Annotated in this window: 9 protein-coding genes; 5 read left to right on the forward strand and 4 right to left on the reverse strand. The window is 54.9% G+C overall.

What is annotated here, in order from left to right; translation table 11 throughout:
- The first annotated feature begins 128 nt into the window (after positions 1-128).
- The 4 genes from KCQ76_RS01415 (at position 129) to KCQ76_RS01430 (ending at position 5,709) form a co-directional block, all read left to right on the forward strand.
- Positions 129-1,112 carry an ABC transporter permease gene (locus KCQ76_RS01415; protein ID WP_046202204.1) on the forward strand — a complete coding sequence of 328 codons (984 nt, stop codon included), beginning with the start codon at positions 129-131 and terminating at the stop codon, positions 1,110-1,112.
- Positions 1,113-1,973 (forward strand): ABC transporter permease, encoded by an 861-nt coding sequence (locus tag KCQ76_RS01420; protein ID WP_046202203.1) that lies wholly within the window; start codon positions 1,113-1,115, stop codon positions 1,971-1,973. It abuts the gene before it with no gap.
- Positions 1,970-3,907 carry an ABC transporter ATP-binding protein gene (locus tag KCQ76_RS01425; RefSeq protein WP_221914774.1) on the forward strand — a complete coding sequence of 646 codons (1,938 nt, stop codon included), beginning with the start codon at positions 1,970-1,972 and terminating at the stop codon, positions 3,905-3,907. The genes KCQ76_RS01420 and KCQ76_RS01425 overlap by 4 nt, the downstream gene beginning before the upstream one ends.
- A 71-nt stretch (positions 3,908-3,978) precedes the next feature.
- Positions 3,979-5,709 carry an ABC transporter family substrate-binding protein gene (locus KCQ76_RS01430; RefSeq protein ID WP_231725275.1) on the forward strand — a complete coding sequence of 577 codons (1,731 nt, stop codon included), beginning with the start codon at positions 3,979-3,981 and terminating at the stop codon, positions 5,707-5,709.
- A gap of 47 nt (positions 5,710-5,756) precedes the next feature.
- Here the strand turns inward: KCQ76_RS01430 and KCQ76_RS01435 are convergent, their stop codons facing one another.
- The 4 genes from KCQ76_RS01435 to KCQ76_RS01450 all read right to left on the reverse strand — a co-directional run bounded on the left by KCQ76_RS01435 (position 5,757) and on the right by KCQ76_RS01450 (position 10,735).
- Positions 5,757-6,629, reverse strand: coding sequence for a YwiC-like family protein (locus KCQ76_RS01435; protein WP_082089816.1), 873 nt, complete (start codon positions 6,627-6,629; stop codon positions 5,757-5,759).
- Positions 6,630-6,740: 111 nt separating this feature from the next.
- Positions 6,741-9,023 carry a polyribonucleotide nucleotidyltransferase gene (locus KCQ76_RS01440; protein ID WP_046202200.1) on the reverse strand — a complete coding sequence of 761 codons (2,283 nt, stop codon included), beginning with the start codon at positions 9,021-9,023 and terminating at the stop codon, positions 6,741-6,743.
- Positions 9,024-9,298: 275 nt separating this feature from the next.
- Positions 9,299-9,568, reverse strand: a complete 270-nt coding sequence (gene rpsO / locus KCQ76_RS01445; protein ID WP_046202199.1) for a 30S ribosomal protein S15 — start codon at positions 9,566-9,568, stop codon at positions 9,299-9,301.
- A gap of 201 nt (positions 9,569-9,769) precedes the next feature.
- The gene (locus KCQ76_RS01450) at positions 9,770-10,735 is read right to left on the reverse strand and encodes a bifunctional riboflavin kinase/FAD synthetase (protein WP_046202371.1); all 966 of its coding nucleotides are present in this window, start codon (positions 10,733-10,735) and stop codon (positions 9,770-9,772) included.
- Between the two features lie 293 nt (positions 10,736-11,028).
- Here KCQ76_RS01450 and KCQ76_RS01455 point away from each other — a divergent pair, with 293 nt between their 5' ends.
- Positions 11,029-12,024 carry a tRNA pseudouridine synthase B gene (locus KCQ76_RS01455; RefSeq protein ID WP_046202370.1) on the forward strand — a complete coding sequence of 332 codons (996 nt, stop codon included), beginning with the start codon at positions 11,029-11,031 and terminating at the stop codon, positions 12,022-12,024.
- The last annotated feature ends 10 nt before the right edge of the window (positions 12,025-12,034 follow it).

Consider the following 12,034-nt stretch of genomic DNA (forward strand, 5'->3'; position numbering starts at 1 on the left):
GACCGGGACGTAATACAACCGAAACATTTTGTAACCTCTTTGTTTCGACATTTAGCAACGCCTCGTCATCAATCAGTTTTACATTTCAATGCGTAAAGCTTGTCTTCGTGACGATGAGGCCCCTGACTATGACGAAATATTTGGTGAAGAAGCTAGGCGGATGGCTCGCCATCATCTTCATTGCCACTAACATCACATTTTTCCTTGCGACTGCATTCCTTGATCCCAAGTCAAACTATGTTGGCAGACGACCTCCGCTGCCAGAGGATCAAATTCAACGCACACTTCAGCCGCTGAATCTCTCTGATAACACCCCGCTTTTCGAGCGTTGGTGGACATGGTTATCGAACATCTTGTTCCACTGGGATTGGGGAGAGTCTCCCCTCGGCGAGTCTGTTAACCAGCAGATTTCATTTCGTATCTGGGTCTCGGCAGAGCTTCTTCTGTTAGCAACAGTGTTATCCGTCATCATCGGTGTCGCTATCGGCGTCTATACCGCGAGTAATCAATACAAAATGGGCGACCGTATTTGGCAAGGAATTTCGATTGTCACCATGAACCTCCACATCGTTGTCGCATCGATCATTACGGTGGCGTTTGGTTTATGGGTCAATCGAATCACTGGTTCCCGCATTTTTTATGTCACTGGAGCATCGAAATATGGCGTCCACGGATTCTTTCCGACGCTCCTCGACTTTCTTCAGCACGTTGCTTTACCGACGTTCTCACTCCTGTTGGTGAATTACGCGGGCTATCACATGATGCAGCGTTCACTGCTTCTCGATAACCTCAACGCCGACTATGTCCGGACAGCCCGGGCAAAAGGTTTGCCTCGGCGTAAAGCTATCCGGAAGCACGCCTTGCGTACGTCGATTATTCCGGTGGCTACCTCGGTGGCGTTCTCTATTCCAGGGATTTTCACCGGCGCCATCATGACCGAGAAGATTTTCGCCTGGCAGGGAATGGGCGATTATTTCATTACGGCGTTATCGCACAATGACATATACGGAACGGTAGCCGTTGCCGCCTTCGGTGCTTTCACAACCGCGGTGGCAGCAATTCTCGCAGATATAACTGTCGTGATTTTAGATCCCCGGGTAAGGGTGAGTTAAATGGCTCAGCATAAAACTGCCTTATACGCGCGTCGTTTCGCGCGAAACAAACTGGCCCTTATCGGCGTCGTTGGTTTTCTTATTCTGGTTTTCGCTTCGATTTTTGGACCCTATATTTCGAAGTGGAGTTATGAGGAACCGGATTTTCTCCACCTCGCCTCTGCCCCGAGCGCTGAACACTGGTTTGGGACCTCAGACTCGGGAAATGATCTCTTCGCCCAGACAATCCACGGGTTAGGACGGTCGCTCATCATCGCTGTGACAGTCTCCCTCGGTGTGTCGATTCTCTCCGCGCTCATCGGATGTGTCGCGGCACTCTTGGGTGGCATCGCGGAAAAGATCATTCTGACCTTCATTCACTTTATGTTGGCCATCCCCTCCTTCTTGATCATTGCTTTACTAGTGTCTGGTTCGGGTGGAGACTGGAAGCTATTGATCTTAGTTCTGATCATTTTCGGATGGATTTATCCTGCACGCGTTATTTGGTCAATGGCGTTATCGGTCAAACAGAATGACTATGTCAAAGCAGCCCAATATATGGGTGTCAACACTCCCCGCATCGTGATTAGGCACCTTATTCCCAATATTGGTTCGCTCTTAATTATCCAATTTGCACTCGGAGTTCCCGCGACGGTGATGACAGAAACAGGCCTGTCATTCCTCGGGCTAGGAGTCAAGCTCCCCGACGTGTCCCTGGGCACTCTCTTAACAGTCGGTACCGGAGCCGTCGACGCATCACCGTGGCAGTTCTACTTCCCGGCCCTGATCCTTACACTCCTGACAATTTCCATGGCGTTTATCGCTGACGGCCTGCGCGATGCTCTGGATCCCTATTCTGCTGCTGGAGGACATGTCTCATGACATCTGAAGCGTTGTCATCTACTCAGACGCGGTCGACCGAAAAAGCTGAAAAGCCTATTCTCTCCGTCCGTGAGCTCACCATTCGTTTCCCCTCCGAGGCGGGAACTGTTCACGCCGCTCGCGGGGTTGATTTCGACCTCTACCCGGGACGCACTCTCGGGATTGTCGGCGAATCCGGATCAGGTAAATCCGTCACTTCTCTGGCGGTCATGGGGCTTTTGCCCGATTCGGCGGCGATTTCGGGCTCAATCAAACTTGATGGCCGCGAGCTCATCGGCATGAACGATAAGGACATGAGCGCCATCCGCGGGAAAGACATCGGCATGATCTTCCAGGATCCGCTGTCGTCCCTGACGCCGGTGTTCAACGTTGGTGAACAAATCGTTGAGGCCATTCAATGCCATTCCTCCATGTCAAAGTCCGACGCATGGAAGCGCGCTATTGAGCTACTCGATATGGTCGGCATTCCAGAGCCACACAAGCGTGTGAAAGCCTTCCCGCATGAGTTTTCCGGTGGCATGCGGCAGCGCGTCGTCATCGCCATTGCGATCGCGAATAATCCGCGCATACTTATTGCCGACGAGCCCACCACTGCTTTGGATGTCACCGTCCAGGCGCAGATTCTGGACCTGATCAAGGTGGCACAGAGGGAGACAGGCGCGGCGACGATAATGATCACGCACGATATGGGCGTCGTCGCAGAAACGGCCGACGACGTGCTCGTCATGTATGCCGGCCGCCCCGTGGAACGCGCCGATGTGTCGTCGATATTTCACAACCCAAAGATGCCGTACACGATTGGGCTGCTGGAATCGACTCCCCGCGTAGACAAACAGGCGGGAGGAGCGCTTCCTACTATTCCTGGGCACCCGCCTATGCTGATCGATCTCCCACAGGGATGTCCCTTCGCGGCCCGCTGCCCCGTCGTTATCGACAAGTGTCGGGAAAAAGAGCCTCTCGCAATTCCCCTCGACGATAAGCCCGACCACAACACAGCGTACTTCCGCTCCCACGAGGTTGTTGATCAAATGATCGACAATACGAGGATGTATCCGCCTCCTGTCCTCGCCGACGACATTCTCGCCGGAACGCCACGGAGCGAACGGTCGACAGTGCTGTCTGTAACGAACCTCCGCAAGGAGTTTCCACTGCTCAAGGGTGCACTCGTTAAGCGCCGGGTCGGTACGGTTCACGCTGTTCGTGGCGTAGATATCGACATTAAACAAGGCGAATGCTTTGCAATCGTCGGCGAATCGGGATCCGGAAAAACAACCACACTCTTAGAGATCATGGATCTGAATCCGCCGGAAGGAACTGCGATCGAATTGTGTGGAGAATCCGCGGCCCGTTTCACCCGGAAGTCACGACTGAAGGCTCGTCAGAATATACAGATCGTCTTCCAGGATCCTATGGGCTCTCTCAACCCGCGCATGACGGTGCGCGAGATCATTACCGAGCCATTAAAGAGTCTTGGTTTCGACGGGGACGTTAACGAGCGCGTGACCGAGTTGATGAAGCTTGTTGGCCTCAACGCGGCACATATCGACCGCTTCCCCAGTGCATTCTCTGGTGGTCAGCGGCAGCGCATTGGTCTTGCCCGCGCTCTGGCAACAAATCCTGCGCTCATCGTGCCGGACGAACCGGTATCGGCCCTCGACGTTTCGATTCAAGCCGGGATGATCAATCTTCTCGACGACCTCAAGCGTCGGTTAGGACTTTCCTATCTGTTCGTTGCCCACGATCTGTCCGTCGTTCGACATATCAGCGATCGTGTTGCGGTGATGTACCAAGGAGAGTTCGTCGAACAGGGAAATACCGACGACATTTTCGACAATCCTCAGCACCCATATACGAAAAAGCTGTTGGCCGCTATCCCGATTCCGGATCCTCACGCAGCGCACGACCGATCTGTCCACACTGTGGATGCCAAGTAGTGAGTGTCGTGGCCATGCATCGTGATCGAGTGATCCATCAACCCGCCAGATCTTCGTCGGAAGGTAAAACCGTGAACGTCCCCTTACTCGCGCCCCTGCGGCACTCCGTTCGACACGCACAACGGCGCGTGCGCTCGAAGGTCATCATGGCCCTCGTCGTGATTGTTTCGACATCAAGCATGTCTCTGACTGCCTGCGGTTATAACGACGACGCAGAAGGCTCTAACCAAGGATATGACCAAATTGCCGACTACAAACCGACGAACCGAGACCAAATAAAAGATGGTGGGCATCTCAATTTAGCCATTGACGAATTAACGACCCAAGAGAATCCTTTTCATGGTGACGGTACGGCGTACACCACCACGATATGGTCGTATTACAACCCTCAATTGGCTATGTACACCCCACGTGGTGAGTTCTCTCCGAACCATGACTATGTGACTGATATCAAGGAAGACACAAGTTCTGGCAAAACGGTTCTGACCTACACCATCAATCCGCGTGCTGTGTACAACGACGGCACACCAATTGACTGGCGTGCCTTTGAAAACACGTGGAAGGCAAACAACGGGACTGATGAGGATTACATCCCCTCCTCCACCGACGGATACAAGCTCATCGAATCTGTTACTCCCGGCGAGAATGATAAACAAGCAGTAGTGACGTTCTCTCAGGTTTATCCCTGGTGGAAAGGTCTATTCAACATCCTGCTTCCTCCACAAGTGTCGGATGCGGAGAAGTTCAATAACGCATATAAAAGCGCTTTGCATCCGGAATGGGGCGCTGGGCCCTACACCGTTGACCACGTCAACTTTAAAAAAGGGGAAGTCGTCTTTAAACGGAACGATAAGTGGTGGGGCGATAAAGGAAAACTCGATTCCATTACGTTCCGGCAAATGGAACCACAGGCCTCGATCAATGCCTTGCGTGCCGGTGAAATCGACGCGACCTCAGTCGGTAGCCGTGAGCGGCTCAAAACAGCAGAAAAGATGGGTAAGCTCGTCGACATTCGCACCGGGGCCGCACCGTTTACGTCGCTGATCACTCTCAATGCGAAGTCAGATATTCTCTCCGACATTAACGTTCGTAAGGCGGTCATGACGGGAATTGATCGGTCACAGCTCGCGACCATCAGGTTCAACGGCATGGGATACTCAGAGAAACTGCCCGGTTCGTTCCAGCTCTTCAGCCGCCAGAAGGGATATGACGACAACTTCGGCGCCGTCGTGAAGTTCAATAAAGACGAAGCGCAACAGATACTCGAACAGGATGGGTGGAAACCTGGGTCCGACGGTGTCCGGAGGAAAGACGGTAAGAAACTGCAGCTGAAATATGTGCTGCTTGGGGATGACAGCCTCTCTCGGGCAACGGCCCAAGCAACACAAAAGATGATGTCCGATATTGGTGTGCAGCTATCGATCCAGGAACGGCCTAGCTCGGAGTTTTCCGACGTTGTTACGCGTCGTGACTTCGATATGTTCTCGATGGGATTTAGCCAGTCGGATCCGTATGGCGTAGCGTATTTCCAGCAGACCTATGCCTCTGATTCTCAGCTGAATCGATCCGGAACTGGTACCCCGGAGATGGATGAAAAGATTAATGAGCTGCAGAAACTTCCCACCGAAGATGAACAAATCCGTCGGGCCAATGAACTCGAAAAAGAGGCATTCGCGCGGTACGGGATTATGCCGGTGACCAATGGTCCATCCATTACTGCGGCTAATCCGGACCTCGTTAACTTTGGTCCTAAGTTCTTCGGCAGTGTCAAGCTGCAGGACATCGGCTGGAAGAAGAAGTAGGGGCTTGCGGTAGTGCTCGCGGCGGGGGGGCTGTGCGAAGCTGGCCCCTACAGCACGAGCGCTATGACGACACCAAGAGTAACGAGCTGCTCGGTCTTCCCCACCCGCTTTGGCGTCCACTTCCCACCATTATGCGCCGAGCGGGGTACTGCCCAACTGCGAAACAGTGATATGGCGGCCGCGACTACAAGCAACCAGGTTCCCACGGTCCACCACAGACCTGTATACGGCGAGAATCCTGCGACAACCCCACATGAAGCTAAGACAGCAAACACGAGGGAAATAAGAACAAATGCCGCGTGATATCCGATACTAAACGTCAAATAACGCGGGTTGTTGCGCTCACGAATCATTGTCTTGACGTAAATAATCGTGCCCGTGAAGTAGATGCCCAACATGAGGGCCCACCACCACGCGATTCCGTTAATACTCCCCCGGATCGTGTGGTCTGCCACGGGAACCATCAATACGGACGCAACCACCGTCGCAATACCAGAAAGCAAAGAACGTGGGCGTTTTCTGACGACTTCCCACAGAGCAACACCCATGATAATGACGAACGCGGGTGCCCACACCAACAGGCTCGGACGAAGCACCACAGTAACAAGCGCTGCCGCGAGCGTAATTGCACAATACGTAGCCGTCGCCACAAAAGCCTTCTGTTTACGCTCGGATGACCGGCCGTTCCGCGGTGGCGGTATCTTAACCCAGAGCCCCCACGCGAAAAACGCAAAATAGCCGACTACCCAGGTTATTAATAACACCACCGACCGGGCTACCCCCATGATCACTGCACCGGCCGATGATGAGTCATTCACCAAAGTACAAATGCCTAAGCCCATTCCCATGATGATGGGGAGCAGAAGCATTGCCCACGCCCCATGTTGGTTAGGTACCCAGGGACTAACTGCACGTGCCATGCGAATTAGTGTATAACCGTTAGTCGAGCCTTAACAAGAAGCTCGAAAGTACATAGAGGGGCCATTAAAGGCGACCCGCTCTGGTTATCCCAGAGCGGTTATTATCCAAAATTAGTCGTCGACGGGAACCAGCGAGATCTTCCCGCGGTTATCGATATCGGCGATCTCAACCTCGAGCTTGTCGCCGACGTTGACGACGTCCTCGACCTTCTCGATGCGCTTCTTGCCACCGAGCTTCGAGATGTGCACGAGCCCATCGCGGTTGGGAAGGATTGACACGAACGCCCCGAACGCCGTGGTCTTCACCACAGTGCCCAAGAACCGCTCCCCCACCTTCGGCAGTTGAGGATTGGCAATCTCATTAATCCGGTCGACCGCGGCATCTGCGGAGCCACCGGAGGTGGCGGAAATGAACACAGTACCGTCATCCTCGATGGAGACGCGGGCACCGGTATCTTCCGTGATCTGGTTAATGTTCTTGCCCTTTGGGCCGATCACTTCACCAATCTTCGAGACCGGCACAGAGATCGTCGTGATACGCGGTGCATAGTCACTCATCGGGTCGGGCTCATCAATGACCTCAGCCATCGTGTTGAGGATTTCAAGCCGAGCCTCGCGAGCCTGCTTCAACGCACCGGCAAGAACATCCGACGGAATGCCGTCGAGCTTGGTGTCCAGCTGAAGCGCGGTGATGAAGTCCTCCGTGCCCGCAACCTTGAAGTCCATATCGCCGAATGCGTCTTCAGCACCCAAGATGTCCGTGAGGGTGACGTATGTCATCTTCCCCTTGACTTCGCCGGACACGAGGCCCATTGCGATACCTGCAACCGGAGCCTTCAGCGGAACACCAGCGTTGTACAGGGACAACGTCGACGCGCACACCGACCCCATCGAGGTGGAACCGTTGGAGCCCAACGCCTCGGAGACCTGACGGATGGTGTACGGGAAGTCATCGCGCGACGGGATCATTGGCTTCAGAGCGCGTTCTGCCAACGCACCATGCCCAATCTCACGACGCTTCGGGGAACCAACACGGCCCGTCTCACCGGTGGAGTACGGCGGGAAGTTGTAGTGGTGGATGTAGCGACGGTGATCAACAGGACCCAAAGAGTCAACCTGCTGCTCCATCTTCAACGTGTCCAGCGTCGTTACGCCGAGGATCTGGGTTTCACCACGCTGGAACAGCGACGAGCCGTGGGCACGAGGAACAAGGTCGACCTCAACATCGAGATCTCGAATATCCTCGACGCCGCGACCGTCGATGCGGAAGCCGTCGGCCAAAATACGCGACCGGACGACCTCTTTTGTTACGGCGTTATGAGCAGCACGGATTTCCGCTTCACGCTCCGGGAACTCTTCGAGCAACGCCTCAACCGTGTCATCCATGTCTGACGAGAGAGCTTCATCGCGCTCCTGCTTATCGGCAATGGACATGATGTCACTGATACGCCCTTTGGCCTCAGAATCGACAGCGGCCACAACGTCGGCACCATAAGGCGGGAACAGAGGAAATTCCTCGGTCTCCGGATCCACAGCCTGGCGAAGAGCCTGCTGAGCGCCACACAGTTCGGCAATGAAGGGCTTTGCTGCCTCAATACCCTCAGCGACGACGGACTCGGTAGGGGCAGGTGCACCATCGTTGACGCGATCGACAACGGTTTCCGTCGCTCCCGCTTCCACCATCATGATCGCAACATTGTCGGTCTTTTTCCGTGGACTCGACTTGCGACCGCGACGACGTCCCTTCCGTGGCTTCTCCGAGACTTGCTCATCAGTCAAACGACCGGCAACGACCATTTCAAACACGGCCGACTCGTGTTGTTCTCGAGTGGGGAATGCGACCCACTGACCATCCTCATGATCGTCGTCGACGATGAGAGCCATTCTTACGCCACCAACCGGGCCCGACACGGGCAGCCCCGAAAGCTGGGTCGACGCAGATGCCGCGTTGATCGCGACGACGTCGTACATGTCTTTCGGGTCCAAGGACATCACGGTGACGATAACCTGAACCTCGTTGCGCAGTCCCTTCACAAAGGTCGGACGCAACGGGCGGTCGATCAGGCGGCACGCCAAAATAGCGTCGGTGCCTGGGCGGCCTTCCCGGCGGAAGAAAGAGCCAGGAATACGTCCAGCGGCATACATGCGCTCTTCCACGTCTACGGTCAACGGGAAGAAGTCAAAGCCCTCTCGAGGTTTGGATGACGCGGTCGTCGTCGACAACATCATGGTGTCTTCATCGAGATACGCAACGACGGAGCCATTCGCCTGGCGAGCTAGTTGTCCGGTCTCTAATCGAATAGTGCGTGAGCCGAAGTCGCCATTATCAATCGTGGCTTCGACAGAATGGGTGCCAAACTCTTCGTCATAAAAAACGGAGTGATTATTGGTCATAAAAGGGGGAATCCGTCCTTCTCTATGGGTGCCCCGGGCGATCATCGGTGTCGCCAGCGAGAAATCTCTTCTTCATATATCTTCAGGCGACCTCATCTTAGCAGGTGAAACCTGGAAGAGCAGGACGACGGGGTGTTGACACGCCTACCTACCTCTATGGATGGCTTCATCAGCGATACCACGGCCAGGTCCAAGCACCGTTCACAAGCTCCAGATATGAAAAACTCGGCCCTGCCGCACTGTGCAGAACCGAGTCACGATTGCCGACGCAGCAATTAGCGGCGGAGACCTAAACGGGCAATCAGGTTACGGTAACGATCGACGTCGTTAGCAGCCAAGTACTTCAACAAACGCTTGCGACGACCGACCAAGAGCATAAGCCCACGACGTGAGTGGTGATCATGCTTGTGCTCACGAAGGTGCTCCGTCAGCTGACGAATGCGCTCGGTCAACAAGGCAACCTGAGCCTCGGTTGAACCGGTGTCGGTCTCATGAAGACCGAACTCGGAAAGGATTTCTTTTTTCTTTGCAGCGGACAAAGCCATAGGAAAACTCCTGAGATTGAGGTCGTTATTTCAGTCCGTATGCGCTATGTCGTAAAAAGACACAGCTTTCACAACTGCAACGGACCGCAGTTGATACCCGAACGAGGCTACCACATGTTCGGATGGACCCGAAATACCATCCAGCAGGCCCAAAACCAGGTCATGCACACCCCAGGAAATACTAAAGCACCCGCGCTCATCCTACTTCCGAGCCGTCATCGCCCTTACTGCGTCAACGTCGCGGTGCATGGCAGCGAGAAGCTCGTCGACACCCGAAAATGTTTCCATTCCCCGGACATAACCGATGAACTCGACTGTCGCATGCAAACCGTACAAATCCGCGTGCCTATCAAGCACAAAAGATTCAACCGACCGACGATCATCGTTAAATGTTGGGTTCATCCCCACCGAAATGGCGGTTGGATACCGAACTCCCGGTTCCATATCTCCATCGACGGTCTCACCAGGATCAATCGTGAACCAGCCGGCATAGACGCCATCTGCGGGCAACGCACGCTCCGGGTTGATATAGAGATTGGCCGTGGGATATCCCAGTTCCCGGCCACCCCGCCCGGCGCCGTGTTCAACCTCGCCATAGACGGAATACGGACGCCCGAGAGCCCACGCGGCCTCGTCGACATGTCCTTGGTCAAGTTGAGAACGAATGAATGTCGAGGAAATCGTATGACCGTCCTCACTCAACAGCGGGACAATATCAACATCGCATCCATACCGAGGTCCTTCAGTTTCCAGTGTCTGAGACGTGCCTGCCGCTTTGTGACCAAACGTGAAGTTCTCACCAACCACGATGGCCCTGGCATGGAGCTGCTGAACAAGGACCTGCTCGATGTACTCAGTTGGACTCAAGGCAGCCAAGCTTCGCGTGAAATCAACGGTCAAGAAATAATCCACGCCCAGCTCTTCGGCCATCGCTTGACGATCCTTCAAACTTCCCAAGAGCCGTGGAGTACGTTCCGGCGCAAACACCTTGACCGGGTGAGGTTCGAATGTCATCAACACACAGGGAACATGCAGTTCACGAGCACGACGGACAGCAGTACCGATAAGCCGACGATGCCCACGATGAACACCATCGAACACACCAATAGTAACGACGGACGCTTCGAGGGACTGCGGTATGTTATCCAACCCGTGCCAAATATCCACGTGAATAGCGTACGTCACAGGGGCGACGTTCTGCGATACGACCCCGATATAAACAACCGTGACGACGGTGTGGCTCAGGGTCCTCCTCAGCCCACAGTCCTTCGCGCTCCCCGAGTAAGACGTCAGCTACGCTAAACCCCGTGAATGCCTCAGAGAACCCCGGACAGTCCTCTACACAACGGCCACGTACACAGCGTCCGCGTGGCGAAACACCACACACCACCAGTTCGTCGACGCACTCATCATCGGTACTGGACCGCTCCGGCATTATCATCGTCGATAAGCCCGCAGGAATGACGAGCCACGATGTCGTCTCGGCGATTCGTCGCCTGATGCGGACGCGCAAGGTTGGGCATGCGGGGACGCTCGATCCAGCGGCAACCGGCGTCTTGATCCTTGGAATTGAGCGCGGCACAAAATTTATGACGCACTTAGTGGCGGACACGAAGTCGTACAACGCCACGATCCGCCTCGGATTCGCCACCACAACGGATGATGCAGAAGGCAAACCGATCCCCTACCCCTATAACGCTGATGACAATTACGCCCAAGCCGCCGAGCATCCTCTCATTAGCCTGGCCACCCGCGAGCGACTATCACTGCTGCTCTCTGAACCGGACCGGATAAATCAGGCCTGCGAGCAACTCACCGGCGATATCCTGCAACGGCCGAGCAGCGTCAGCGCCATCAAGGTGAACGGCCGTCGTGCCTATGACCTCGTACGGTCTGGTGAAACAGTTTCCCTTCCCTCACGGCCCGTCACCGTCTCCAGCTTTGTTATTCGCAATGTGAGAAAGGCCCCCATCGACGTTGGGGATGATGCTGTCACCGTAATCGACCTCGATGTCACCGTCGATTGTTCGTCGGGCACCTACATTCGCGCGCTCGCGAGGGACTTGGGCGAAATACTGGGAGTCGGGGGACATCTGACGGCACTTCGTCGCACACGCGTCGGCTCTTTTAGTCTCGATAACGCCAAGACACTCGACCAATTGCGCGACGAGCAATCCCTAGCCGAGCAGCGGATTCGCGACGAACAGTTGACCGGCGAAACTCCACGGGCATCGCTTAGCTATTCCCTCGACCAGGCCATTACCCGGGCGTTCCCCATCCGGCGCTTAAGTGACGACGAAGCCACCGCGGTCTCGATGGGGAAACGTATTCCTGCGTCGGATCTGAAGGATGTCTACGCGGGGGTGTCAGCCAATGGACACGCTATAGCTTTAATGAAGAACGAGGGGAAGATAGCGAAAACGGTGTTCGTCGCCCGCCCGGCAACCCTCTCATGATCACGCCTCG

Source organism: Corynebacterium parakroppenstedtii (genome assembly GCF_019754935.1).
Taxonomy (GTDB): Bacteria; Actinomycetota; Actinomycetes; order Mycobacteriales; family Mycobacteriaceae; genus Corynebacterium; species Corynebacterium parakroppenstedtii.